Source organism: Pseudomonas sp. Leaf48, assembly GCF_001421885.1.
GTDB lineage: Bacteria > Pseudomonadota > Gammaproteobacteria > Pseudomonadales > Pseudomonadaceae > Aquipseudomonas.
In genome coordinates this window covers 1-25886 of the sequence record NZ_LMLH01000003.1, presented here as the reverse complement: position 1 = coordinate 25886, position 25886 = coordinate 1, and the positions used below count along the sequence as shown (strand labels likewise).

The window sequence follows — 25886 nt, the reverse complement described above, 5'->3', positions numbered from 1 at the left end:
TTTCACATGTGGAACTATCAGGCGCCCTTGCGCGATATGCGATTTGTTCTTGAATACTGGCTGCAGGCGCCCGAAGCGTGGCGTCGAAGTTCGGTATTCCAGGCGCTGGATTTGCCGCTGGCCGTGCAGGTGCTGGAGGAAGCTGGGCGTTTCAGCAGTGGCGTCCTGGCGCCGTTAAACAGCATTGGCGATCGTCAGGGTTGCCGTTTGGCTGAGGGACGGGTCACTACTCCGGATGGCTTTTGCGACGCGTATCGGGCCTATATCGAAGGCGGTTGGCCGGCCCTGGCCTGTGCCGAAGCGCTGGGTGGACAAGGCTTGCCGCAAGTGCTCGACGCGGCGTTGCAAGAGATGCTTTACGCCAGCAACCACGCTTGGGCCATGTACACCGGCATCGCCCACGGCGCCTATCTGTGTTTGAAGACCCACGCAGCCGCGTGGCTGCAAGAGCGCTATCTTCCCGAGATAATTAGTGGCGAAACCTTGGCCACCATGTGCCTGACTGAGCCCCAAGCGGGCAGTGATGTCGGCCTGCTACGCTGTCGCGCCGAACCTCAGGACGATGGCAGTTATCGGCTCAGCGGTAACAAACTGTTTATCTCGGGCGGCGAACACGACCTCACCAACAACATCCTGCATCTGGTGCTGGCTCGCGTGCCGGGAGCGCCAACTGGCAGCCACGGGATTTCGCTGTTCCTGGTGCCGAAGTTATTGAATCAAGGTCAGGCCAACGGCGTGGCCTGCGACGGTATCGAGCACAAGATGGGGATTAGGGGCAGCTCCACCTGTTCTCTGGTGTTCGATGCGGCTCAGGGCTGGTTGATTGGCGAGGTCAATCGTGGCTTGAAGGCGATGTTCGTGATGATGAATTCGGCACGCCTTCACGTAGGTCTGCAAGGTCTGGGGCACAGCGAAGCGGCCTGGCAGAACTGCCGTAGCTACGCCAGTGAACGCCAGCAGATGCGTGCACCGTTAAGACCGGCCGGGGTCGTGGCGCAGGCAGCCGATCCGATCCACTACCATCCGGCAATGCGCCGCGTCCTGCTCGAATTACGCGCCACCAGCGAAGGCATGCGCGCTATCGGCTATTGGGTCGCACACCTGTTGGACCAGGCCGAACATGACCCGCAGCTAATGGCTCGGCAACAAGCCGGGCAACTGGCGCAACTGCTAACGCCGATCATTAAGGCGTTTTTTACCGAACAGGGTTTTCGCCAAGCCAGCAACGCCTTGCAGGTGTTTGGCGGCTACGGTTACGTCACCGAATTTGCCATCGAGCAAACCCTGCGCGACAGCCGTATCGCCATGATCTACGAAGGTAGCAACGAGATTCAGGCCAACGACCTGCTGCTACGCAAGGTATTGGGCGATCAGGGGCAGGCTTTTGACCTGTTGTTGGCGCAATTGCGCGAGGAGTCCAGGCTGGGCGCCGAACTGCCACAGTGCGCCGGCTTTGCTGCACAGCTGGTGAACCTGTGTGGTGAGCTTCACGTGCTGGTTGGCGAGGTGCGTGAGATATCAATTGAAGATGTTGAGTACCCATATCGAGCTGCAGGGAATTTCCTTCAGCTTTGCGGCCTGACCTTGCTTGCGCTGGCCTGGGCACGGTCGGCACGGGTCTCGCAGCAATTGCCTGAGGACGATCCACTGCGCGCCGTCAAACGGGAAACAGCGGGGTTCTTTTTCAGCTACCTGCTGCCCCAGGCCGAGCAGCACATGGCCGCGGTGCGTGGGGCGCGAGCAGGGTTGGCGTTTATTTAAGGCTCGGTAAACGACCCAAACGGACGCCGTAGTGCCGCCAGGCGATGGCGATGGCGGTCAGCGACTCAAGTTCTTTGATGGTGATTTTGGCCATGAAATGGACTCCCCCTGCTTTTACCCCCACAAAAACGTCGGCGCTTGACGGACGTTACTGGAATCTCGTAGAGCAGAAAACCGCTGGAGCTCGAGTAAACACTCGCTTGGAAAAATCCAGAGTAAAATTTTGGAAGCTTTCCAGAAGTATGAAAAAGGAGATGGAGTGCTAGGGGTCGAGTGTTCGAATCACTCCGCCCCGACTGAACAATGAAATTGGCGAAAGCTTCTCGGATGAATTGAAGGCAGCCGGGTTGCTCGGCCTCCCATTCTCTTGGGGTGATGATGGGTCGTTTAAATTCGATCCTTCTATGAAGGATGAGGATGTTGCAAAAGTAATGAGCGTTTATGAAGCGCACGTGCCTAGTGCTTCGCAGTGATCTGGGTCTGGCGGGCTACCATTGATGTAGTTTCCCGCCTTGAAAGGCTCTAGTTTCGCTCGGTTATTTGATAACTCCGAGATCTAAAAGTTTCTGAGCAACGAATGTCGCTCCTTCAGTCGTTAGGTGCCCGTAGTCCCATGTTGTAAGTTTTTTCACACCTCCATCAATATGGGTCATGCAGCCATCTCTGTTACATAAAAAATCATAAAGCGGGACCAGTGTTGCTTCTGATTTTGGAATAAATCCCCGAAAATAGTTGTCCACAATCTTTGTTCCTGGATTGAGGTGGTCGCTCATTCTTTCCGGAACTATGTGTCGCGGATAGCTGTTCTTCCAGCTGTTGTAGACAAGCTTAGGAAGTGGGTCAAGCCATTCCGGGGATGGACCAAGAACGATAACGTTCTGAATTCCAGATGCAATTATTTCGTTTATCGTGTGCAAAAGCTTTGCCTGGTCTTTAGATCCGGCACTCCAGTCAGCGCCGTATCGGCCCCATGCTCCGAAGAGGATTACTGTATGCGGTTGACTTTTCTTGATAGTCGATAAGATGTAGTTGTTGCTCGCTGTACATATGGCATCAGAAAAATCCAAGATTGGTGGGCACGAGCTTCGCGTTGCCTGAAGAACCTTGGTTTTATCTCCAATGACTGCAGCGATGCCAGGGTAGAGTCTCGCAGCGTGGGAATCGCCCCAAATTAAAATCCCTTCTCCGGGTTTATTTCCGGCTTCGGTTAGGCATTTCCCGGCGAACCCATCGTAAGGGGCCGCTACTCCGATCCAACATTCTGGGTTGCGGGCATCCGTTAAAAATTCGTATTTGAAGTCCGCGATCCCTTCTATGTCTGCCGGGAAGCGCGAAGGTAAACCTTCAAATTTCAGCGTTGCATAACCAGCGAGTCCGACACCTATCAATGCGATCGACAACATTGCAACGGCGCGCCGAGGATTTACTCTGTAGCGGATCGGTTTTTCGACGAAACGATATGTTAGCCAAGCCAGGAACACGCTGGCAATGACTGCCGCAAGCCGGATAGCGGCGCTCGGTGTCTCGCTGTTCATGATTCTGGCAAATGTCAAAAGCGGCCAGTGCCAGAGGTAGAGCGGGAAGCTGATGAGACCGAACCAGACAAGCAGTCGGTTGGACAATACGGTCTTGTTGATCCAGGCGAAAGGACCGGCCGCGATGATCAGTGCCGCACCAATGGTTGGCAACAGCGCCCACCAGCCTGGGAATTGATTGTTCTTCGTGGTCAGGGCAAAGGCAGTGACGAGCAACGACAGCCCTGCCAGCGATTGGATATTTCGAACCGTCGGGCTGCTTGTGTCTCTCCACGCCGGGAAAAAATGGTGTTTGTGCAGGGTCACGTTGGCCAGCAAAGAGCCGACCAACAACTCCCAAAAACGAGTCTGGGGGGAGTAGAACGTCGCCACGGGGTCGGTATGCACGCTCATGACATTGAGCGTGAACGAGACGCCGCCCACCAGGGCAATCAAGATCAGTGCGTTGATCCTGGCTTTCCAGACGGCCCAGACCATAAGCGGCCAAACCAGATAGAACTGCTCCTCAATCCCGAGCGACCACAGGTGCAAAAGCAGCTTGGTCTCGGCGCTGTTATCGAAGTAGCCGGACTCACCCAGCAGCACGAAGTTAGATACAAACGCGGCCCCTCCGGCAATGTGTTTGCCCAACTGCGTGTATTCGTCAGCGAGCAGGCTGAACCAGCCGAAGGCCCAAGTGGCGGCCAGCATGAGTAAGAGCGCGGGGAAAATCCGGTTAACGCGGCGGCTATAGAAGTCCACGAAGCTGAAGCTGTTTTTTTCAAGGCTGCCGAAAATGATGCTGGAAATCAGAAATCCGGAAATTACGAAAAAGACATCAACACCGACAAACCCACCCTGTATCAAGGATGGAAAGGCATGGAACGCAACAACAGATAGCACCGCGATAGCGCGCAGTCCGTCGATATCTGGCCGGTACTTCGGGTGACTCATGTGCTTGTCGACCGCTGGCTGCGCCGATTCGGAAAAAGAGGTCATTGGTGTTCGCAGATCCGATTGATTAAAACGCCGTGCTTGGGCGGCGAGCATCGTACCAGCACCACAAACTTTTCCCGCCACCGAGCGGGTATTTTTTGTCTGGAGAAAAGTAATGACTGCAACCGATAGAGATCGCGACATCCTCGCCCGCGCGTTGTGGGGCGAGGCGCGCGGCGAATCGTTGGCCGGCCAGATCGCCGTGGCCTGGACCATCCGCAACCGCGTGAACGACGGCAAGGACAAGTCGTGGCGGGGGGAGGGCTATGCCGGCGTATGCCAGAAACCGTACCAGTTCAGTTGCTGGAACAAGAACAACCCGAACTTCGCCTACCTGAGTGGGGCGAAGTCAATCCCGTTCCGAGAGTTGGCTCAGGCGCGGATCGCTGTTGACCAGGTGATCGATGGAAAGGTGTCTGATCCAACAGGTGGCGCCACGCACTACTACGCGCCCACCATGCCCAAGCCGCCGACCTGGGTGAAAGGTGCCAAGCAGACGCTGGCGCTCGGGCATCATGTCTCCTTCAAGGATGTGCCATGACCGCCTTCAGCAGATTGTCTCGCGTTTTGGCCACTGCCGAGGAAGGCAGCCTTTGGTTTGAGTGCCCTGGCTGCTCGATGATGCATCGAGTCATGCACGGCCCCGGGCCAGGTCCGCGCTGGGGATGGAATGGTAGCGTCGAGAAGCCGACATTCACCCCTTCGGTGCTGGTGCGGTACTCATGGTCCGATGGTGAGCGTGTCTGTCACTCATTCGTCACCGATGGCCGTATCCAGTTCCTGGGGGATTGCACCCATGCCTTGGCAGGCCAGACGGTCAACCTTCCCGACTGGGAGGATTAGCTATGACACCCGCTTCGCTGAAGTTGGCGCTGGCCGGAGTGCTGGCGCGGGTGCTGTTTACCGCCGGTGGCGTGTGGAAGGTGCAGGACTGGCGCTATGGCAAACAGCTCGCCGAGCAGGCCGGCCTGCATCAGGCCGATCTCTTCGCCAACAGCAACGCGGCCTCGGCCCAGGCTCGCAACGATCAGGACAAGCGCCTCGCGCTCGAGCAGCGCCTTTCGGCCAGCGACCAATCTCATCATGAGGCTTTGACCAATGCACAAAAAGATCTGGCTCGCCTGCGTGATCGCCTTGCCACTGCTGATTTGCGGTTGTCAGTCCTCCTCGAATCTGCGGATTCAGCCGCTGGCTGTTCAGTGCCAGCCGGTACCGGTGCCTGCGGCGTGGTTCATGGAGGAACGCGAGCCCGACTTGACGCAGCGCATGCTCAACGAGTTATCGGAATCACCGACGCCGGTGACCAGGGATTGATTGCGCTGGCTGCGTGCCAGGCGTATGTGCGGGAGCTGCAAAAATAGGGATTGGTGTTCGGTCGGCAGGACGCCGATGGCGGGGTTTTCTGCGGGGAGTTCTTCCCCAAAACGCAACTGTTTGGACCAATGTTTATTGGGTTCTAAAGAGTCGCAAAAGGTACTGATTTTTTGGGGGTATTTGTAGATCAAGGCCTTGATTATAAAGGTCTTTGGCGATTCCTATGCGGCATCCCAGGCTTTGATGTCGCAATTGACACGCTGGAGTGGCCTGAAAGGCCTCTCAGGATCTGATTGAGCAGCGATACAAACTAGAAAGCGATTAGCCTTCGTCTCTTACAGCCCTAATGAATGCATGACGTTCTGCAATACTGCTTTGCATCTGTCTCGACAGATTGCGCAAAAAATATTGCAAGACGATGCCCGCGCGGCCCTCAATGGAGCACCCTGCGGCTCTCTCCAATCCTGATCCGATCAAGCGCCCGATTCAACGCATCCAAGGCATCGAGGAGGGCTTTCGCTTCAGCTTCCCGGCCATCTCCCCATAGCCGTTCCGCCATTTTATTCAGGGCCTGGATAGATCGTTCAATGTCTGCAGCGGTTGCTGCCGGTGTATCTGCCTGCTGCTTCTTTGACATTGTCAAGATTGCTCAAGTGCTCGAGCGACGACGCCGGCGATCCGGCATTTTTTTTGCGCTCATCTATGTGGGGAAGTCGTGATAAAAGGAGATCAACCGGCGCCTCAACCGTACTACCGACCTTCACTTGTATGCCACAGGTGTCGACGATGAAGACAAAGAGTTTCATGAGCTTGATTATCCTGATTCGATTGATCAAGGGGGCTGAATTATTTTCTCTCGTCTGAAAGCGAAAAAGTACTCTGTGCCCTTTGTTGAAGCGGCAAGCGTAGTCGTCATGGTTGCCCCGGAGCGGGTGGACCATGGCTTGTCGAGCCAAGTGAGCACGTTGCGGCATTCCGGCCCACGGTCGACCAAATCGCCGACCGCGAAATCCCGGCCAGCCGTGTTTTCGGCGAAGCGCTTCACCTGCGACACCTCGATAGCTTCGAGCATGCGCAATCTTCGACCGCCATTCACCGGCAGGCTTATGGTTTAATGAAGTAGGTCTTGAGCGGGAGGCAGCGATGGATAAGGCGATTCAAAACCCCATGTTTGTCATTGGGGCTCTACTGGCAATTTTCGGGCTCGGCGTTTGCCTGAACCATTTGCTTAGGGGGGACAGTGTCGGTTACTTGGCTTATGGCTTATTCGTCACAGGCTGCACTTTAATGCTGGTCGGATGGGTACAGAGAAACAAGTGAGATTCTCGGCTTCACCGCGACCCCTTGTAGATGAGTCCGAATCCCCTCAGACCCGCTCTCCAGCACCCGACGTTCGCCTTCTGCGACCAGCAGCTCCAAGGTACATCCGGCCTCACCAAGACAACGCGCGATGTCTTGAACTGCCTCCTCTGCCCAAGGCGCATCAGAGTCGAAATGCCCCAACAGCTTTCACTCTTGCGAACGGTGAGTTGAAATCTATTCATGATGATTCAGCTTCCTACCCAGTGACGCAGTAACTCCCCGCCAGCGTGACTCGACCAAAACTCGCATGGGCATCGATAGGCGTGATCGCCAGCAAATGGTCGAGCCGAACTTCAACCGTTTGCAGACCATCATGATTCCCCAGCACGAGAAACTCTTCCTTGCTAGTTGCTGTGCGCGTAGTCAGCGCCTTGGCCACATAAGTTGATCCATCAATCAGTTCGACCTGCAAGTCGTAACCGTGCATGCAGGCGATTTCCAGATAGTCATGCAAATCACAGTTGAGCGGCTGATACGCGTTCATGGTTTCTCCTGGCAGCCTTCAAGGGCGATGATGAAGTAACCCTGGTTGGAGATGGCGGCAGCCACTTCGGGGTGGGCGGGTTCGCTGTGGCAGAACTGGCAACGGCTCTGCTCGATGTCGACGTCTTGTACGCCCCGCTGTGCCATCCAGTCGCGGGCATACTGGGTAGCGAGAGTCTGGTCGTTCCCTGGAGTCAAAACATCAAAGTGCAGATAACGTCCGTCGCGGGTGCGTACATGTGTGTCGAAAACATTAACTTTCATCGCTAATTCTCCTTCCAGGTGGCAGGCAGCGACAGATCATCAGATGCCGCTTCCTAATTTGTATCGATTCGATACCAATAGAATTGCGTCATGTGATCCGTTTGTCAATATAGTTTTTAATCGATACTATATGGGCAGGGGTGAACCATGACAGACTCAAACCTTTTCGATCTGCTTGAACGATTTTCCAGCCTCACCCGCGTCTGGTTCCGCCAGCACCCGCTGCTGGCAGAGTTGCAACCGATTCAGCTGAGCGCGCTGATGTACCTGGCTCGTTGCAACAATTACTCCAACACGCCGCAGGCTGTGACCGAATACCTGGGCTTGACCAAGGGCACGGTTTCGCAGTCTCTCAAGGCGTTGGAAGGCAAGGGGCTGATCGTCAAAACCCAGGACGCTCGAGACAAACGCAGCGTGCATCTGTACCTGACCGATGCAGCGCGAAGTGTGTTGGACGGCTCGCTGCCGCCCGCTTTTCTCGCTCTTGGGGAGTCACGCATGGGGGAGCACGCCGGACAACTGGTGACACTTTTGGGCGAGTTGCTCACCGAAGTGCAGCGCAGCGCGGACCTGCCGAGTTTCGGACTGTGCTCAACCTGCCGCTTCCACGAGGTCGTTGGTGGTTCGCCGTTCTGCGGGCTGACCAGGGAACAGTTGGTTCCCGGCGATGCCGCACTGATCTGTCGCGAGCATCAACCCTTGATGCCACATGGGCCAGCCCCGCGTGACAAGGTCGCGTGACAGTAAGCGGTTGCATCCCATAGGCGAGTGTGCAGCGATCCGGCTGCTTGTTCGCAATTTGCCGGTTTTACGTAGCCTACCCGTTGGCATATCTGGATCATGCGTCCCTTCACATGATTGCGATAGTGCTCAACGGCTGAGCTCCGCCAGTGTTCAATGGACGCGACAATGCTGGCGAAACTGATACGAAAGCCCCACGAGCACTGAACTCAATATTTTGTTCGAGGGGCAGGGCATGCGACGTTTAATGTGTTTGGTCGTGACTTCGGCGATGAGCTTTCCCTTGTTTGCCCATGAGCCTGGAGGTATCGACAGCGCTAAAGGTCAAGCAGATGCCGCGTTTGATCTGGTTCATACGCACATTTTTCGCAACGGCGACAATCTCGTCTTTCAACAACTCGTTGCGGGTACTGCAGGCAACAGTACGCCCAAACCCACCGGCAAGTTCGCCGGGTCAGACGTTTATAGCTACGTCTGGCCAACCAGTCTGGACAGCGACGTCGTCGGCTTCGAGCCCAAGTCCGGCATCCTCGCGCTGGCGTTGACATCCCACCCCGATTTCGACGACACCCCCCAGCTGGATGAAAACAAGGACGGTAAAAAAGACAACGACGGCGGGTTATGGCATTCCCATTGGGTCGTTCTGACCAAGGAAGCCAGCTGCGGGCCCAGCGGCCTCAAGGTTCGGGACATTCCCAAAGACATGAAGCCGAAGATGCCAGCCACATGGCCTGGCGTCGCGCTGTATATCGACTCTCCCGGCTATGGGCTCACGCTATCCAGGGACACGGTGACGATCGAGGTCCCGCTGGCTGCCGTCGGCTTTCCTGAAACCTTCAAGTACGACGGTGTCACGGCAGGGTTGAAGGTCAACGCTGATCTGCACGATCCGCTGCTGTGCGTCAGTTCGGTATGGGATGTCGCCTCGGGTGATCTTTCATTACCGGCAACATGGAACGCCAAGGATAAGCCTTGAGTTGCGACTCAGCGGTATTTCTACAGTTGCCGGGAGGTTCAGATGAGCGATGTCACTTATTCTCGCCAAAGCACCGGATTACTTCTGGTGGACCCTTACAACGACTTCCTCAGCGAAGGGGGCAAGCTCGCCGGGTTGGCCAAAGCGATCGCTGATGAGGTGGGCACGCTGGATAATTTGCGCCAGGTCGTCGCGGCGGTTCGCGCAGCAGGTGTGCGCGTTTTTTACGTACCCCATCATCGTTCCACTGCGCAGGATTTTCTGGGGTGGAAGCATCCCAGCCCTTACCAGTTGGGAGCGGGTAAAGCGCAGGTGTTTGCAGCGGGTAGCTGGGGAGGCGAATGGCACCCGGATTTCATGCCGCAACCCGACGATGTCGTCGTAAAGGAACATTGGGGCGGCAGTGGATTTGCAAACACGGATCTGGATTTCCAGCTCAAACAGCACGGCATCGATAAGGTCATCATCGTCGGAATGCTGGCCAACACCTGTATCGAGACGACTGCCAGATTTGCGGCGGAACTGGGTTACCACGTCACGCTGGTGAAGGATGCGACCGCTGCGTTTTCCAGGGAAGCCATGACCGCCGCTCATGAGATCAATGGACCGACCTACGCCCATGCCATCGTCACCACTCGCGTTCTGACTGAGTTGCTTTAAGCCTTCGGAGGTCTACCGTATGAACGATAAAACGCTCACTCACGCCACCGGTGCACCGGTGGTCGACAATCTCAATGTCCAGACCGCCGGGCCGCGTGGGCCAGCGTTGTTGCAGGACATCTGGCTACTGGAAAAACTGGCGCATTTTGACCGCGAAGTGATTCCTGAGCGGCGCATGCACGCCAAGGGTGCCGGGGCTTTCGGCACCTTTACCGTCACCGCCGACGTCAGTCGTTATTGCAAGGCCAAAGCACTGGCCGAGGTCGGTAAACAGACGCCAGCCTTTGTGCGTTTTTCCACGGTGGCCGGGGAGCGTGGGGCGGCGGACGCCGAACGTGATATTCGTGGGTTCGCAGTGAAGCTGTATACCGAGGAAGGCAACTGGGACATCGTGGGCAATAACACGCCGGTGTTTTTCTTTCGCGACCCCCTGCGGTTTTCCGACCTCAATCATGTGGTCAAGCGCGACCCGCGCACCGGGCTGCGATCAGCGACTAACAACTGGGATTTCTGGACGCTGCTGCCTGAAGCATTGCATCAGGTGACGATCGTCATGAGTGATCGGGGCATTCCCTCCAGTTACCGTCACATGCACGGCTTCGGCAGTCATACCTTCAGCCTGATCAATGCACGAAACGAGCGCGTGTGGACCAAGTTTCATTTCGTGTGTCAGCAAGCGATTACCAATCTGAGCGATAGCGAGGCGGCACAGGTCGTTGGCAATGACCGCGAAAGCCATCTGCGTGATCTCTATGAATGCATCGAGCGCGGGGAATTTCCCAGCTGGAAATTGTGCATCCAGACCATGACTGAGGAACAGGCACGTGCGCACCGGCACAACCCGTTCGACTTGACCAAGGTCTGGCCCCATGCCGAGTTTCCGCTGGAGGAAGTGGGCATTCTGCAATTGAACCGTAATCCCGACAATCATTTTGCCGAGGTGGAACAAGCGGCGTTTTCTCCGGCCAACATTGTGCCGGGAGTGAGTTTTTCTCCTGACAAAATGCTCCAGGCGCGCCTGTTTTCTTATGGTGACGCGCAGCGATATCGCCTCGGCGTGAACTTCAATCACATTCCGGTCAATGCGCCGAAATGCCCGTTCCACAGTTATCACCGTGACGGGGCGATGCGCACAGATGGCAACCTCGGCTCGACATTGTCCTACTACCCCAACAGCTTCGGCGAGTGGCAGGACCATCAGCACCTGCACGAGCCTGCATTGGCGCTTGAAGGCGATGCGGGGCATTGGGATCAGAGCGTCGTCGAGGACCATTTCGAGCAACCCGCAAATCTGTTTCGCCTGATGACGCCGCTTCAGCAACAGCAACTCTTCGACAATACGGCGCGGGCTATGGGCGACGCGCCGGTCATGATCAAGCATCGACATATCGTCAATTGCTCCAAAGCCGATCCGGCCTATGGTGCCGGTGTGGCAAAAGCGTTGGGCTTGAATCCGGTTGCGCAGGAGTCACAAGCGACGCATCCGGAACCGGACAATCAGCCCACCCCATTTGGCAACCTGTCATCCGGAGAAAGATCATGAGCAATGGTGATTCAAACAAAAAAGCACTGGTGGTCGTTGATATCCAGAACGACTATTTTCCGGGAGGCCGATGGGCGCTTTCCCACGTCGAGGAGGCCGCCGCACAGGCTGCGCGGGTGATTGAACGGTTCCGCGAGCGGGGCGACCTGGTGGTGCATATCCGCCATGAGTTCAAGGACGACAATGCGCCCTTTTTCCGCCCGGGCAGCGAAGGCGCGCAAATACACGACAGCGCGAAGAATCGCGAGGACGAACCGGTGGTGCTCAAGCACTTCATCAATTCGTTTCGTGAAACCGAACTCAAAGCCATCCTCGATCGCCACGGCATCAACGAGATCGTAGTCGTCGGCAACATGAGCCACATGTGTGTGGATGGCATGACCCGCGCAGCCGTAGATTTCGGCTACACCACCACTGTGTTGCACGATGCGTGCGCCACGCTGGATCTTGTGTTCAACGGGGTCAAGGTTCCCGCCGCGCACGTGCATGCGGCGTTCATGGCCGCGCTCGGTTTCGGTTACGCGCCAGTCATTTCCACTAGTGAATACCTGAGCCGCTGATCCGTTTGACCGATCGGGCAGATGGACGGCCATGCGCGTCCATCTGCCTGCCGTTTTCGTCGTCTACGCTCATCACCTGGACCGAATTGGCACGGAGGCTGCTTTCCACTGTACGGGTTCAGTGAGGTGGGCGATGCAGCTGATCTGCTCGGAGTTCGACGAGTTCGAAGAGGCGTTGTACGGGGTGCAAGGCCGCTACGTGCTGCGTACTCGGCAGCAACGCGACTGGCAACTCAGCGTTGTCGATTTGGACGGTGTGGCACTGATGAGCGGGCGCGAAGGCGCCGGCACAGTCTACTCAGGCATTGGCCTGCCCGGTTACTTCAACATCTTCCTGCCGCTGACGGGGCATGAGTCCACCGTGGTCGATGGCCATGCCTTCAACCGCCGACGAATCGGCTGGATGGTGCCCGATGCCATGTTCCACATCAACGCGAAATGCCCGGCCAGTTGGCTGACGGTGGCGATGTCCTGCGAGTCAGTGCTGAGCTGGGCAGCGGTCCGTGAAGATGAGTTCGACTTTTGCGTGTTGCATCGCAACTTTGTCGGCAACGCCCAGCGCAATCTCGGCCCATTGTTGTGGCTGGCGCGTCGTCTGTTCCACATCGAGGCCCATTCCCCCGAGGTACTGCATAACGAGGGTGCGCAGGAAGCCGCGCGCCGGGAGGTGATGGATGTGGTGTTTCGCATGCTGTTGCCCGTAGACCCGCTGCACGCCGCACCACGGCACCATCGCGACCACAAGGAAATACTCAAGCGTGCGCTGGAACTGCTCGATACGCTGCAGATCCAGCCGGTTTACACCGAAGACATCTGTCAGGCGACCTGCGCCTCGGAACGTACGGTGCGCAATGTCTTCAACGAATACCTGGGCATGAGTCCGCATCGCTATCTGATGATTCGCCGCTTGCATGGGATTCGCGACGCCATCCGTCATGCAGGCCCCGAAGATACGATTACCAGCATTTGTGCACGCTTCGGCGTGTGGGACTTTGGCCGGCTCGCCAGTCTGTACCGCCAGTATTTCGGAGTGCCGCCGGCGCAGTGGCTTAAAGCTGCGAGGGCGTTGAACCGACCCTGAGCGCTCGTGTTCACGGCAGCGTTCGCATCAGGGTTTTTTTCGGGTATTCACCGAACAAACCGTGGTAATCAGAGGCCATGCGGCCACTGTCGGAAAAGCCGAAGCGCAGGGCGATCTGGCTGACGGACTCGGTATCCGGATTAGCCATGGACAACGCTACACGGACCAGGTGCAGACGGCGAATGTGCAGGTAGCGATTAGGCCCGACGCCAAACATTTCCTTGAAAATCGAGCGCATTGTGCGTTCGCTGAGATCCGCATCGCGGCACAACTCGGACAACCTGATCGGCTGCTCTTCATGGTGTTGCAGTAGCTCCATCACCCTGGTGATGTTGGCCTGGCGCGTCGTCTGTTGCCCGCCGGAACGTGCCATCGGCGCCGGTGAGGTTTTTGGACGGGGGAGCGGGGGCTTTTCCATTTCAACCTGCTATCAAGCTCGGTCAAGTTGACCAAGAGTCTGCCCATCCGAGTGTTGGGTCTACGTAAAACAGGCAAGTTTGCGAAGTTTTCTCAGGCAATTGCAGGGTTTTGAGCTCTCCGCGCAACCTTGCAACTTGCCGAATTTACGTAGTCAGTGCCTGGTCGATTTGCGCATGCTATGAGCGTAACTGGTGCCCATGGGCTGGCGGGAATCATGACAAATCGAAAATCCGGAATCGATGAAGCTCGACGTTCTCTCATCAAGGGGGGCGCAGCATTGGCGGTCGGCTCTTTACTGCCAGGCTTCAGCCTGGCGACTGCGCAATCTCCTACACCCGCTTCCAACCCGACAACCTTCCCTGGAGTGCATAAATCCATGAGTACCTTCACCACCAAAGACGGAGTGGAAATCTATTACAAGGATTGGGGCAAGGGTCCGGTTGTGGTCTTCAGTCACGGCTGGCCGCTCGATGCAGACAGCTGGGAGTCCCAGATGTATCACCTGGCCTCCAATGGCTGTCGCTGCATCGCCCACGACCGGCGTGGTCATGGCCGTTCCAGCCAACCCTGGGACGGTAACGACATGGACCATTACGCGGATGACCTGGCTCAGTTGCTCGACCACCTGGATGTGAAGGATGTGACCCTTTTCGGTTTCTCCACGGGTGGCGGCGAAGTAGCGAGGTACATCGGGCGTCATGGGTCCAAACGAGTTAAAAAGGCAGGGCTCGTCTCTGCGGTACCGCCACTGATGGTTAAAACCGAGGCCAATCCCGGCGGCTTGCCAATAGCCGTATTCGACGGCATTCGCGCCGGTTTCCTGGCCGACCGCTCAAAGCTGTTTATCGATATCCCGAGCGGACCGTTCTTTGGATACAACCGTCCCGGTGCGACGCCGTCGCAAGGCGTGATCAATGCCTGGTGGCTGCAAGGTATGCGCGGCGGTCACAAGAACACCTACGACAGCATCAAGGCGTTCTCGGAAACCGATTTTACGGAGGACTTGAAAAAGTTCGACGTGCCGACCTTGATCATTCACGGTGACGACGATCAAATTGTTCCCATCGATGCAGCGGGCCGGGCATCGGCGAAGCTGATCAAGAACAGCAAGCTGATTGTTTATGAAGGTGCGCCCCACGGGATTACCGATACCCATAAGGAAAGGTTGAATACTGACCTTTTGGCGTTCGTGCAGTCTTGATAAGGACACGGCCGAACAGGCGCGTCGGACCTTCGGCGCGCTGCCAGTGTATCTGTCCGCCTGAGTATTGACTGAGGGGCAGGGTACGCCTATACAGGTGCCCAATTCACAGTTCAGTCAACGCAGGTAACGTAAATGAGCGAAGAGATTGATATTCCTGAACCCGAGCATGACCATCTGCTCGATCATGAATTCCACGATCAAGAGCCATGGGTTGAAGAAGATGCCCAAGGCATTTTAGACGATGAAGACGAAGAACTTTATGACCTGGACGATCTGGATTCGATTGATCAAGAGGAATGAATTATCAGGTTCAACCCGGCCGTAGTGACTGTTCTTTCAATCACGTGAAAGAACCCACAGCACCAAAGCTGTCTCGCTGATCAACGCGCCCAGCAGACTCACTGCCATCCAGCCCCAGAGCGCATAAACCTGGGTCGCAGCTGCCGCCCCCAGCGCGCTGCCGACCGAGTAGAAGCACATGTAGGCACCGACCATGCGACTTTGGGCGTCGGCTCGAGCAGCAAAAATCAGGCTCTGGTGGGTAAGGACGGGAGATCTTTCCGGTTGTGGTCAGCATGAGACAGTGGGGCGAGCGTTTCCTGTTCGGGCCGCAGGAGGCGCGTTCGGTGCTGTTGGACAACGAGTCCGGACAGCCTTTGATGGCGATCGATGTCCGCTCATCAAGCGGTCAAAAACTTGGGCCCTCTGAATGCCACAGGGTGAGATTTGTTGATGGCGAGTTCTGAATTGATCAAATACCGGCGTACGCGAAGTGGTTGCAAGTGGCCTGAGTTACGCACTTTTTTGGTTTTAACCGGGTTTCGCAACCTGGCTGCCACCGTAGAAGAATAAATAATGATTATTGAGTGTACTCTTCATCTGCTCCGACAATCGCAATCTGCTGCGAAAGTATTAGTTTATCTACGCCGACAATTTTTAATCAGCTTGATTATCATCCAGAACAGTCGCTTTGTCAGGTAATCAAATCGCCATTGTTCGCGTTATCTCATTGTTCTCGGTGCGGTTGTGAACGTAGAGATGACGAACTGGCCGACCAGGCTTTCGTCACCTGGTACCACGCTTTTGCTCGCACATATCGCATATTGACAGTCAACTAACTGGGGCCCTACCATGTTGCCTCGTCGGATTTTATGCGCTTGCGGTTAGTCTGGCATATTCGCGTGTTGGCAAATAAAACGAAAAAAAGCGGTATTCCTTGTGCTGCGTATTGTACTTGCCACAGCAGTGGCTTACATCTCAAAGATTTGATACCCGATGACGTAGTGGATTATGGCGCAGGCACAGTATGTAGAGGCCTGTAGCTAGTCCGCAGGTGTCCCTGTATCAGCTGAACACGAGGAATGAAGATTGAAAAAGCTGCTTGTCCTGCTGGCCCTGCTTTCACCCTTTACTGCAATTGCGGGTGAACCGGACCACTTTGCCGTTTGCGATAAAATCAGGTCAGATGTCACGCGCGACTACGATGTATACAATTTGGTGCTGGTGGATAAGGGCAGTTCATATGCAGCAAATGAAGAGCTTGTGCTCTGTGTGTATGATGGTACTGTTCGGAAATTTCACGGTGAGAGCGCTGTAAGAGTAATGGCTACGCTGGATATCGCCAGTAATAAGCTAAATGTCTTGCTCTGATATTGATATTGCTTGGGTGGAAGGGGTCAATGGGGCTTAGGCCGTTCAGGTGGACTGATTGAGTTGGCTGCTCTGTTTGAGAATGCAATGAAAAAAATTCTGCTCGCCCTCGTATTGCTTATGCCGTTTAGTGTACTGGCAGAGAGTTTTCAGATTGAAGAATCAGAAGAATATGCTGATAAGACGACCCGGGATATTTGTACTGACTTAATGCCGGATATTGCAAAAAAAACTATCGTGTAAAAGGTTTGGAGTTGCAGTCGTTCGACAATCCATATAAAAATAAAACAACTTTGACTTGTACCTATAGAGCAGTTACTCATGATTTGCATTCTGGCGAGCTGAGTCGTGATCGGGTTGTGACTGTTTTGGCCTTTCTTGATGTTGGTACAAGTGAAGTGTCGGTCCAGGTAAGCGCGTTCTAGTTGTACATTTTCAGGAGCCCGTGCGCAATTCCGGAAAGTTGGGGCTGCTCACGATGCAGGAGTTACGAGCCGGTCTGCGGATTCAAGCGTGACTAAAAAGCCCGACCATCGAGTCTAATGCTGTTCACTTAAGCTGGGTCACATACTTGTGGCGAGGGGGCTTGCCCCCGCTGGGTCGCGAAGCGGCCCCAAAACCTGCCATCAGGGCGTATCAGGTACACCACGTATAATGGTTTTGCGACTGCTTCGCAGCCGAACGGGGCGGTGCGGCGGTCCGACAAGCCCCCTCGCCACAAAGTGTGCTACCCGCTTAAGTGGCAGCATTACGACCATCGAGTCGGGCTTTTTTGACTTTAATCCAGGGCCTCATAACTTATGAGGCCCCTGATCGCCGACGCCTCGTACTACCTGACCGCCACGGACACCGTCGCCGGGGTCGACACCGCGGTCTTGGTATCAATGGCTTGATAGGTAAAGGTCGCGGTGAACGGCGTGGTCACAGTGGCAGGACGCGTATAGACCACGCGCAATCCGTCGGTGCTGACCGTGCCAGCGCCGGCGGCCGGTTGTGTCAACCCCACCACTTTAAGCGGCACATTACCGTCAGGATCGCTGTCGTTGGCCAGGACGTTGATGGTCAACGGCTGGAGGACGGCGCTGGTGGCGCTGTCGGGATTGGCGACCGGTTTTTTGTTGTCGGTCTGGCCGGTGCGGAATGTTGGCAGCGCAGCTGAGCTCACGTAGGTGACGCCGTCCCAGCCGGGCAGGGGAGCTGGCATCAACTGGAACTGGCCCGGGTTCTCCAGGTCCCAGCGCAGCAGCATCGAGGTGTCTTCGTGCTGGGTATTGTGGCAGTGCTCCATGTAGGTCCCGGCGAATTCGCGGAAGCGCACGGCAATTTCCACTTCCACCGAACTTTCCTGCTCTCCACCGACGCGAAAGACGTCTTTGCGCGCCCATTTTTCCCATTCCGGTGGCGCCTTGCCGTCGCGGTTAAGCACGATGCCTTCTTCGAAATGCACGTGCACCGGATGGCTCCAGCCTTCGCCGCCATTAATGATTTTCCACACTTCCAGGGTGCCGTCGCCGCTGAAGCCGGCATTGGTCGGTCCGGTTGACAGTTGGGGGGCCGCGCTGAGGCGCCGGGCATCAAATCTGCTGCCAACACTGCCGTCGGTCTTGATGGTCCAGGGTTCTTCGTCGGTGCCGTCGGAACGGCCGAAAATGAACTCGCGATGCCGTGCTGCTTTGAGTTTGGCCTGCATTGTCGCATCGTCACGATCGAGGTGCAGAGGGATCATTTTCATGCCGGCCGGTTTGTCCGGTTTGGCGGGTTCATAGTCGGCGGGGTTCATGGCCACGTCCTGGCCGGAATAAGGCTGGACCACCATCTGCATGAATCTGCCCACCACCGGGTCGCCGCCGTCCCATTGCAGCCCTTTACTTCCCAGCTTGAGCACGGCTTTGTACCTACCGGCCAGCACGTCGGCCAGGCTAGGCGGTGCAATCTCCGGACCCTTGCCGGTCTGGTGCGCCGCCAGGTTGACGAAGTACAGCTTGTCGCCGGTCTTGATGCCGTGTTTGGCAAAGTTGACGATGATGTCGTAACGCTCGGCGATCGCTTGCGTCGGCAGGACGGCGTTGTGTTCCTGCAGGTCGCCGTCGGCGTCCAGGTCCATGCTGCCGTCGAACGGCACGGCGTGTTCCATGATGTTGCCATCGTTGCCGATCATGTGGATTGGCACGCGGGTGTAAGACACGCCGGAACCAGCCGGGCCGGGGAGTTCGCCACCGGTGCCGGCGATTTCACGCACCAGCGCGATCTTGAAGTAGCGCGAGACCGAACCGTTGAGGAGGCGGAAACGATAGCTGCGCGCGCGCACTTTCAAGGTCGGCTGGTACTGCCAGTTGACCAGGATCTGATCGCCGAGGAAGCCGTCGTTGTTGAATGGGTTAAACCACAGTTGGCCGTTCTTGTCCCAGGCCTTGTCGGCGATCATCAGGTTGACGTCATAGTCGCGGTTGCCCCAGGGCAGCGCCGAACCGCTGGGCAGGCGCAGGTTGACACCGTCTTGCAGCGCTTCATTACCACGGTCCAGGGCGCTGTAGTAGTTCATCATCGCCGCGTTGCCCTTGTAGACGTTCTGTGCGGTGAAATCGAGCATGTGGTCGTGGAACCAGAGGGTGCTCATGGTTTCGCGCCAGTCGCCACGGATCTTGATGCTGCCGTTGTTGCAGGTCTTGAGGCCCGGAGTTGCGTCGTTGACGAACAGGGTTTCGCCCGGGTTGCAGGGGAACGCTGCGCGCGGATCCTGAGCGGTAGTGTTGATGGTGTCGTAACCGGCCAAAGGTAGCGGCCAGCGATAGTCGTAGTACTGCCCCGGAAAGAAAAACGCATTGGTATAGCCGTCGCTTTCGGCGGGGGAGTGGCCGTTGTGTTGGTGGGTACTGATGGTATGCAGGCCGAAACCCATGTTGGCCGCGGGGTCGATCGGCAAGGCGTTGTAGTGCCGCATCAGCACCGGTTGGCCGTGACGCACCATCAAAAGTTTTGGCGGAAAGGTACCGTCAAAGGTCCAAAGCGCCTTGTGGTTCTGAATCGGCATTTTGGGGTGAAAACGGGTGTCGATGCCTTTGGTCGTGGCCGTGATGATCGGAGTGTCCGAGGTCTGGTTGTAGAGCCCGCCAGGACCGAACTCACCGACGGCGTAGTTGTGCATTTGCTTGCGGTCGCGCATGCCGCCGTTGATTCTGGCGCCCGCTTGCGCGGTTTTGAAGGCGACCTGGGGGTAGAACTCGTTCCATCGTTGATGGGACCAGCCCTTTCCAGGTGGACGCCCCTCGGCCGACGAACCGACCGGGCGGCGGTTGAGGAAGGCTTCGATCGGCGCTTTCCAGGGGTTGCGGTCGAGCACATTGGAATACTGCGAGGGAAACGGATACAGCCCCGGCTGACGCATGAAGGCTTCCAGTGCCGCGCTTGAAGGGCCGCTGCGAGCGATGCTGTTGGGGTCTTGCGTAGGCGCCGGGCCGGCGAGGGGCACAGGGAACGTCAGTGGCGGTGCGGGTAGGGTCGGGTCGAGTTTTTCCGTGCCGAATTCTTCGAACAGCAGCAATTGCTGGGTGTATGGCAGGGCCCCGAACAATGGGCTGGGCTTGCCGTTGGTAGGGATCTTGAATGAAGTCTGCAGACTTGGCGGCAACACGTTTTCAGCAGTCGGGGTCTTGCGGTCGCCCCACATGCCGTTGGGCAGGGCCATGGAGCCCTGGTTGGTTCTCGGCATGGTCTTCAGGGCTTCCAAGGCCGCAGCCGGGTCGGCGGGCGGGTTGTAGAAGGCCGAAGGGTCCGTTGGTGGTGGCTGGCTGACATCGTCGAGCGGCGCAGCGTCGGCGGTGGTCAGGGTCAGGAGCATCGCATAGGGCAGGCTTGACCTGCGTAGCAAATAGATGGAATTGCATGGTGGAGTCGCGCGTTTCATTTTTTACACCCCTCGCCTGAGGCCACGCTGTCTCCATGGCCGGAACGACAGCTGTTACAGGGGGAGGGTGCAATTAATAAGCCATTACCGTAGGGCGAGCGAAAAGCTCAAATTAACTAACGGGTGATTTATGGGTGTTACATGCGCGGACACACCACAGGTGGGGGAAATTCCTCTAATCTGGTGAAAAGCGCCCGGTTTTGGTGGGTGTAGCTCCCCATTTATGGAGGGGTGGCTAGCGCGGCCCACCGTTCGACAGCTACCTGATTTGTCGATTGGCCTGCAACCCAAGGGCCTCAAAATCTCTGAGGCCCTCGTCTGCATCGTGCTGGGTGTTGTGGCAGTGCTCCATGTAGGTCCCGGCAAATTCGCGGAAGCGGATGGCAATCTCCACGTCCATCGTACTGTCGATGCCTTCACCGATGCGATAGACGTCCTTGCGTGCCCATTTTTCCCATTCCGGCGGCGCCTTGCCATCGCGGTTGAGCACGATGCCCTCTTCGAAATGCACGTGCACCGGATGGTTCCAGCCGTCGCCGCCGTTCCTGATTTTCCACACTTCCAGGGTACCGTCGCCGGAGAATCCGGCAGCGGTCGGGCCGTTGGCCAACTGCGGGGCGGCGCTAAGCCGGCGGGGGTCCATGCGTGTGCAGATTCCTGGTCATAACTGCGACCAACATCGCGAACAATTGCAGTCTTCGATGGTACACAACTACTGTGCTTTCGATGACCGAAGTCAACAGGTTCTTTCTAACAATGGAAGTAGCTATGGAAGCGAAAATTTGCTGGTGAAACATCTTTGGAGATACCCACGATACTGTTTTAAACGCTGGCTCTTGTGCCACATCTGGAGTTATTAGTGCCCGAAGATGAGAGAGTAAGTTGCGCCATCGGTCGGTTCCAGTGTGTTGGTTTTATGGCTCAATCAGGAAACGATTCAGCCCCGTAGCTCCGCAGGTTTCAGCCTGTCAGACAAGGCTGCGCAGGCGCGTGGGCAAAGTGCCGCCTGTCGGTCGTGCTGCCCAAAAAATGAACGATTGGGATATGCTGGGCTCCTATTTTCCAGCAGACGAATCTGAACTTCGAGTCTTCGCGCTGCACTCCCTAGTAAAAAATGGACGTTGACCTCATTTGCATTGAATGGAATGCACGTGGGGATTTTTTTACCTGAAAATCTGGAGCGAATATATGAACTCATCCCTTGGCTCGCTGGGCGAGTCGCACTCTCTTGTAATTTAAAATAATCGAATTGCTTTAATTGATGTGAGCTTGATATTTCAAGTGCGTCCAACAAATTCGCACATTTGAAATCTGATCAGCTTTGCACTGCTACATAATGTGGAGATGTAATCGTGGATATTAATACAATGATCGGCCTGCTGGGCCAGAAAGAATCCATGGAGTTTTTGCGTTTAGGTGTGGTGTATGTCCACCTGTTGGCTTGTTGCGTAGCGATTGGCCTGGTGTTCGCCAGCGATGCGGCAATGGTCAAGGATTTGTTTAAAGGTCGCGTGTCGGCGGGGCACGATAACGAACACATGGCCAGTCTTCAGAAGTCTGTGGCCAACGCGTTGTTTTTTTTGTGGGTCACCGGTGCTGCGGTCATCGGCATTGATTACCTTGAAAAGGGAATGACCTATTTTGCCAACCCCAAACTTCAAGCCAAAGTCATTATTGTTTTGTTGCTGACATTCAACGGGATGTTGTTGCACCGCTTTGTACTGCCTGCAATGCTCAAGGCCGGGTCGCTTCTTGACCTCCAGGTCGGCGTGCGAATGTTTGCCCTGTTCGCTGGTGCACTGTCGGGTGTGTCCTGGTTGTATGCCGCGATGCTCGGTGTCGGTCGACCGCTGGCCTGGAAATATTCGCTCACCGAACTGCTGATGGCCTATCCGGTGTTGATCATCCTCGGCTTTACGATGATGGTGGCGCTGACTCAGTGGGCACGTAAACGCAACGCGGCAGCATCGGCCCAGGAAACTCCGTGGCTGTTTGCAGGAATCCTTGCACGATGAGCTGACGACATTCAGGGTGACGAGTGAAATCGCCTGAATCTGTCAAACAAAACCCCTCTCTGTGAGGGGTTTTTTGTTGGGAGGCAAAACATGCAGGCGCGGGGCACGGCGGATGAGCACAAAGCGGCCTACGCTATTTACCTGACAGCGATTCTCTCTTCGTCAGGCTCCATCACATTGATGTGAAGCAGGCCGTGCAGCCAGGGGCCACTCTCCTATGAGCCATTCAGATGCTTTACCGCCGGCCCCGGAACCGGGCCGGATTGCACATCGGGACTCGAGCAGGCGTCCGAAGGGCTGGATGCACTGGCTTCCCGGGCTTGTAACGTTGCGCGGATACCAACCGGGCTGGCTGCGTCACGACATCATGGCTGGACTTGTGCTGACCACCATGCTGGTCCCCGTTGGCATTGCCTATGCCGTGGCATCGGGTGTGCCGGGTATTTACGGGCTCTACGCGACCATTGTTCCGCTGCTGGCTTATGCCTTGTTCGGCCCCAGCCGGATCATGGTGCTGGGGCCGGACTCCTCGCTAGCCGCGGTTATTCTTGCCGTGGTCCTGCCACTGTCGGGCGGCGACCCGCACCGGGCCATTGCCCTGGCGTCCATGATGGCGCTGGTGTCAGGGGCCGTGTGTATCCTGGCTGGCATCATGCGTCTGGGCTTCATTACGGAGCTGCTGTCCAAACCGATTCGCTATGGGTATATGAACGGGATCGCCGTTACCGTGTTGATCAGTCAGATGCCGAAGTTTTTCGGTTTTTCAATCGAGTCCACCGGCCCGCTGAGAAACATATGGGCCATTGTCACCGCAGTGCTGGAGGGCAAGACCAACTGGGTCACCTTCATGGTGGGTGCAGCCACTTTGGCGGTGATCATTTTGCTCAAGGGCAACAAGCGTTTGCCCGGAATCTTGATCGCGGTCGCCGGTGCGACCGTGGTCGTGGGTGTGCTGGACCTGGGGGCGAGCGCGGGGGTGTCGGTCCTTGGTGCGCTTCCCCAAGGTTTGCCTGCATTCGCCATTCCCTGGATCACTCGTGAGGATATCGTTCCGGTGCTCATCGGCGGCTTTGCCGTCGCCCTCGTCTCGTTCGCTGATACCAGCGTTCTCTCGCGTGTCTATGTGGCGCGGACCCGCACTTATGTCGACCCCAACCAGGAGATGGTCGGGCTCGGTGTCGCCAATCTCGCCGCCGGTTTTTTCCAGGGTTTTCCAATCAGCAGCAGTTCCTCGCGTACCCCGGTGGCGGAGGCCGCAGGTGCCAAGACCCAACTGACCGGTGTTGTCGGCGCGTTGGCGGTCACCTTGCTGCTGATGGTGGGGCCAAACCTGTTGCAGCATTTACCCACCAGCGCCCTGGCGGCGGTGGTCATCGCATCGGCCATCGGCCTGATTGAAGTCGCTGACCTGCGACGCATCTATCGCATGCAGCGCTGGGAGTTCTGGTTGTCGATCGTCTGCACCATCGGGGTCGCGGTGTTTGGCGCGATCGAGGGAATCGGTCTGGCCATCGTGATTGCCGTCATCGAGTTTCTTTGGGGTAGTTGGCGACCCTATTCTGCGGTGCTGGGGCGCGCCGATGGGGTCAAGGGTTATCACGACATTCAGCGTTATCCCGACGCACTCCGGGTACCCGGGCTGGTGCTGTTCCGCTGGGACGCCCCTTTGTTCTTCGCCAATGCCGAGGCTTTCCATGACCGGGTGCTGGATGCAGTGGCCGCATCACCAACACCGGTGCGCTGGCTGGTCGTCGCCGCAGAGCCGGTCACCAACGTCGACGTGACTTCCGCCGACATGCTGGCTGATCTTGATGAGACCTTGCACGCAGCGGGCATAAAGTTGCGCGTGGCCGAGATGAAAGACCCGGTCAAGGACAAGCTCAAGCAATTCGGGCTGTTCGCCAGACTAGGCGAGGCCGCGTTCTTCCCGACCATTGGTGATGCGGTCGACAGCTATCTGGCGACTCATCCGGTGGACTGGATGAGGCAGCAGGGCGACTATCATTGATGGGCGTCGGATTCTTCGGCAGTCGAATCCGACCATTCGCTCCAGCAATATTCGTTTACCGTCATCTATCAATATTTGATGTCCCTCGCGGTGCGGCGGGTATCCTGCTTGGTACTGCGCTTTTCCTGGCGGCAGTCAACATTGCTCTTGTCGCTGCTCTTTCTGCAGTCATCCTTGGTTTGCCGGGCGGTGGAACGACCTTCCTGCCTGGTATCGCGCGCTTCGCGCCGCTGTTCGCCTTGCTCGGTCGCCTGTGCCGGTACTGCCAGCACCTGTAAGCCAGTTGCGATAAGCAGTGTCGCCAGGGTCATCAGGTAGTGCTTGCGAATCATGATATTCCTCCAATACAACCCAAAAAACACTTCGTGGCAGATGAATCCTGACAATAGGACCACATAGGCCGTCCTGCAAGGGCTGTCGCGCGTCAAGCAGCCGAGAGGACGCGACCGGCCAGGGACGCGTCGAAATATTACGGATAAATGGGGCGGTTATTCGCCAAACAGCAGTTTGGTGTATTTGCTGGAAATGCCTCCGGTGCGCTGGCCATCCGCGCCATAGTAGCGATCTTCACGGCATAGCCGCTCCTTCACGTCGCAGAAGATACCGTTGGCAAAAGTAAACTCAGTCAGATCAACTGACTGCATCGAAAACAGCTTGTTCGAGGCGGCTTTCTCACCTAGATATTTGGCTGTGAGCTCGCGAGAGATCCCCTGGTCATTGGCGCATACATAACGGTCGCAAAGCACCCCCGGTGCTGGCGACTTATTGTCGGCTGCTTGCCTGGCGTGAGCAGTGGGCATTACGGTCATGGCCAACAGCAGGGATAGAGAAAACGAAAGGTGCAATTTATTCATAAGCTGGTTAAGCCTCCTGGTCGGTCAGCATCTTCCATCTGGTGAGGGCATTGAGACGGCTTCGACTTCAAGTCGACCTTTTTCAGTTGGAGCCCGGACTTCGTACCGATCGGAAATCCAGAGGGGAGAGGGGCGGCGGCTGTTGCCGCCATCTGAAAGGTGCCTGACTTAGTGGCTGGATCGCTTTTTTAGTTCCGGTGCCGCGCAGGTCCGTTCATGCAAGGGTTGTGATGAGGGTCAGGAATTCGCTTCTATATATAGAAGAAGGGAATCGGTCTTTTTCGCGGTTTTTGAGGTTATTGATAGAAAATCCAAATCAACCCTTGACGGCAGATTCTGGAAGCCTATAATTCGCCCCACTTCCGGCGCAGTCGAAACGGAAAACTCCTTGGTAAACAATGAGTTGCGCAGTTTTCGGCAGCAGGTTGCTTCAGTTCATCGAAGCCGAAAGGGAGTTGAAAATGAGGTGTTGACAGCAGCGTGTAACGCTGTAGAATTCGCCTCCCGCTGACGAGAGATCGAAAGCGCAAGTGGTTGAAGTTGTTAAGGATTCCTTGAAAACTTCTGAAAATAATC

The 25886-nt window shown here is 56.5% G+C and carries 25 protein-coding genes and 4 pseudogenes; 17 read left to right on the top strand and 12 right to left on the bottom strand.

The genetic code is table 11. The annotated features are described in order from the left end of the window. Positions 1-6 precede the first annotated feature (6 nt). Positions 7-1761, top strand: coding sequence for an acyl-CoA dehydrogenase (locus ASE98_RS03050; RefSeq protein WP_060539937.1), 1755 nt, complete (start codon positions 7-9; stop codon positions 1759-1761). Positions 1762-2297: 536 nt separating this feature from the next. On the opposite strand, the gene ASE98_RS03045 is transcribed toward ASE98_RS03050, so the two are convergent. Continuing rightward, the gene (locus ASE98_RS03045; protein WP_201782586.1) at positions 2298-4325 is read right to left on the bottom strand and encodes an acyltransferase family protein; all 2028 of its coding nucleotides are present in this window, start codon (positions 4323-4325) and stop codon (positions 2298-2300) included. Between the two features lie 61 nt (positions 4326-4386). On the opposite strand from ASE98_RS03045, the gene ASE98_RS03040 reads away from it, so the two are divergent. The 3 genes from ASE98_RS03040 to ASE98_RS03030 are packed head-to-tail and all read left to right on the top strand — an operon-like array spanning position 4387 to position 5632. Next, a complete protein-coding gene (locus ASE98_RS03040) occupies positions 4387-4812 on the top strand; it encodes a cell wall hydrolase (RefSeq protein ID WP_060539935.1) in 426 nt (141 codons plus the stop codon). Continuing rightward, complete coding sequence (locus tag ASE98_RS03035; protein WP_060539934.1) at positions 4809-5114, top strand: DUF6527 family protein; 306 nt, start codon at positions 4809-4811, stop codon at positions 5112-5114. The genes ASE98_RS03040 and ASE98_RS03035 overlap by 4 nt, the downstream gene beginning before the upstream one ends. Before the next feature lie 2 nt (positions 5115-5116). Next, positions 5117-5632, top strand: coding sequence for a lysis system i-spanin subunit Rz (locus ASE98_RS03030; protein ID WP_060539933.1), 516 nt, complete (start codon positions 5117-5119; stop codon positions 5630-5632). Between the two features lie 386 nt (positions 5633-6018). On the opposite strand, the gene ASE98_RS27055 is transcribed toward ASE98_RS03030, so the two are convergent. The 5 genes and pseudogenes from ASE98_RS27055 to ASE98_RS03010 all read right to left on the bottom strand — a co-directional run bounded on the left by ASE98_RS27055 (position 6019) and on the right by ASE98_RS03010 (position 7694). Continuing rightward, a complete protein-coding gene (locus ASE98_RS27055; protein ID WP_060539932.1) occupies positions 6019-6222 on the bottom strand; it encodes a hypothetical protein in 204 nt (67 codons plus the stop codon). After that, on the bottom strand, positions 6170-6391 hold the full coding sequence (locus ASE98_RS26815) for a hypothetical protein (protein ID WP_162237375.1): 222 nt from the start codon (positions 6389-6391) through the stop codon (positions 6170-6172). Before ASE98_RS26815 ends, ASE98_RS27055 begins: the two co-directional genes overlap by 53 nt. 84 nt (positions 6392-6475) lie before the next feature. After that, positions 6476-6657, bottom strand: a pseudogene (locus ASE98_RS03020) (metallophosphoesterase); the annotation flags it as partial. Positions 6658-7143: 486 nt separating this feature from the next. After that, positions 7144-7431: a Rho-binding antiterminator gene (locus ASE98_RS03015; protein WP_060539930.1), complete on the bottom strand. Its 288-nt coding sequence runs from the start codon at positions 7429-7431 to the stop codon at positions 7144-7146. Continuing rightward, entirely contained in the window at positions 7428-7694 is a 267-nt protein-coding gene (locus ASE98_RS03010) for a DUF2024 family protein (protein ID WP_060539929.1), read from the bottom strand. Before ASE98_RS03010 ends, ASE98_RS03015 begins: the two co-directional genes overlap by 4 nt. A 147-nt stretch (positions 7695-7841) precedes the next feature. Here ASE98_RS03010 and ASE98_RS03005 point away from each other — a divergent pair, with 147 nt between their 5' ends. From ASE98_RS03005 to ASE98_RS02980, 6 genes are all read left to right on the top strand, one after another. Then, positions 7842-8435 (top strand): MarR family winged helix-turn-helix transcriptional regulator, encoded by a 594-nt coding sequence (locus ASE98_RS03005; protein WP_060539928.1) that lies wholly within the window; start codon positions 7842-7844, stop codon positions 8433-8435. 235 nt (positions 8436-8670) lie between these two features. After that, positions 8671-9411, top strand: coding sequence for a hypothetical protein (locus tag ASE98_RS03000; protein WP_060540162.1), 741 nt, complete (start codon positions 8671-8673; stop codon positions 9409-9411). Positions 9412-9453: 42 nt separating this feature from the next. Continuing rightward, positions 9454-10071 (top strand): isochorismatase family cysteine hydrolase, encoded by a 618-nt coding sequence (locus ASE98_RS02995; protein WP_060539927.1) that lies wholly within the window; start codon positions 9454-9456, stop codon positions 10069-10071. A 19-nt stretch (positions 10072-10090) separates the two neighbouring features. Beyond that, positions 10091-11614, top strand: coding sequence for a catalase (locus ASE98_RS02990; protein ID WP_082457463.1), 1524 nt, complete (start codon positions 10091-10093; stop codon positions 11612-11614). Beyond that, entirely contained in the window at positions 11611-12174 is a 564-nt protein-coding gene (locus ASE98_RS02985; RefSeq protein WP_060539926.1) for a cysteine hydrolase family protein, read from the top strand. Before ASE98_RS02990 ends, ASE98_RS02985 begins: the two co-directional genes overlap by 4 nt. Positions 12175-12307: 133 nt before the next feature. Next, positions 12308-13255, top strand: a complete 948-nt coding sequence (locus ASE98_RS02980) for an AraC family transcriptional regulator (RefSeq protein ID WP_060539925.1) — start codon at positions 12308-12310, stop codon at positions 13253-13255. A gap of 10 nt (positions 13256-13265) precedes the next feature. On the opposite strand, the gene ASE98_RS02975 is transcribed toward ASE98_RS02980, so the two are convergent. Continuing rightward, positions 13266-13673 carry a helix-turn-helix transcriptional regulator gene (locus ASE98_RS02975; protein ID WP_082457462.1) on the bottom strand — a complete coding sequence of 136 codons (408 nt, stop codon included), beginning with the start codon at positions 13671-13673 and terminating at the stop codon, positions 13266-13268. Between the two features lie 378 nt (positions 13674-14051). Between ASE98_RS02975 and ASE98_RS02970 the strand changes: the two genes are divergently transcribed. Together ASE98_RS02970 and ASE98_RS26880 are read left to right on the top strand one after the other, a co-directional pair. Beyond that, a complete protein-coding gene (locus ASE98_RS02970) occupies positions 14052-14876 on the top strand; it encodes an alpha/beta fold hydrolase (protein WP_060539923.1) in 825 nt (274 codons plus the stop codon). Positions 14877-15011: 135 nt separating this feature from the next. Next, on the top strand, positions 15012-15179 hold the full coding sequence (locus tag ASE98_RS26880) for a hypothetical protein (protein ID WP_177336943.1): 168 nt from the start codon (positions 15012-15014) through the stop codon (positions 15177-15179). Positions 15180-15215: 36 nt separating this feature from the next. Here the strand turns inward: ASE98_RS26880 and ASE98_RS27050 are convergent. After that, positions 15216-15425, bottom strand: a pseudogene (locus ASE98_RS27050) (MFS transporter); the annotation flags it as partial. On the opposite strand from ASE98_RS27050, the pseudogene ASE98_RS27045 reads away from it, so the two are divergent. The 3 genes and pseudogenes from ASE98_RS27045 to ASE98_RS26415 all read left to right on the top strand — a co-directional run. Beyond that, positions 15425-15625: pseudogene (locus ASE98_RS27045) on the top strand (winged helix-turn-helix transcriptional regulator); the annotation flags it as partial. The pseudogenes ASE98_RS27050 and ASE98_RS27045 overlap by 1 nt on opposite strands. Positions 15626-16247: 622 nt before the next feature. Further along, entirely contained in the window at positions 16248-16529 is a 282-nt protein-coding gene (locus ASE98_RS02965) for a hypothetical protein (RefSeq protein WP_060539922.1), read from the top strand. Between the two features lie 87 nt (positions 16530-16616). Beyond that, on the top strand, positions 16617-16772 hold the full coding sequence (locus tag ASE98_RS26415; protein WP_156465466.1) for a hypothetical protein: 156 nt from the start codon (positions 16617-16619) through the stop codon (positions 16770-16772). Positions 16773-17358: 586 nt separating this feature from the next. Here ASE98_RS26415 and ASE98_RS02960 read toward each other — a convergent pair. Both ASE98_RS02960 and ASE98_RS02955 read right to left on the bottom strand, forming a co-directional pair. Continuing rightward, positions 17359-20433 (bottom strand): Ig-like domain-containing protein, encoded by a 3075-nt coding sequence (locus ASE98_RS02960; RefSeq protein WP_236707769.1) that lies wholly within the window; start codon positions 20431-20433, stop codon positions 17359-17361. Positions 20434-20755: 322 nt separating this feature from the next. Continuing rightward, positions 20756-21076 (bottom strand): annotated as a pseudogene (locus tag ASE98_RS02955) (multicopper oxidase domain-containing protein); the annotation flags it as partial. Positions 21077-21800: 724 nt separating this feature from the next. Here ASE98_RS02955 and ASE98_RS02950 point away from each other — a divergent pair. Beyond that, entirely contained in the window at positions 21801-22448 is a 648-nt protein-coding gene (locus tag ASE98_RS02950) for a hypothetical protein (protein WP_082457460.1), read from the top strand. A gap of 217 nt (positions 22449-22665) precedes the next feature. Continuing rightward, positions 22666-24456, top strand: coding sequence for a SulP family inorganic anion transporter (locus ASE98_RS02945; RefSeq protein ID WP_060539920.1), 1791 nt, complete (start codon positions 22666-22668; stop codon positions 24454-24456). A gap of 68 nt (positions 24457-24524) precedes the next feature. Here ASE98_RS02945 and ASE98_RS02940 read toward each other — a convergent pair whose 3' ends face one another. Beyond that, entirely contained in the window at positions 24525-24788 is a 264-nt protein-coding gene (locus ASE98_RS02940) for a hypothetical protein (RefSeq protein WP_060539919.1), read from the bottom strand. Between the two features lie 156 nt (positions 24789-24944). After that, positions 24945-25310 carry a YcgJ family protein gene (locus ASE98_RS02935; RefSeq protein ID WP_060539918.1) on the bottom strand — a complete coding sequence of 122 codons (366 nt, stop codon included), beginning with the start codon at positions 25308-25310 and terminating at the stop codon, positions 24945-24947. Positions 25311-25886 lie beyond the last annotated feature (576 nt).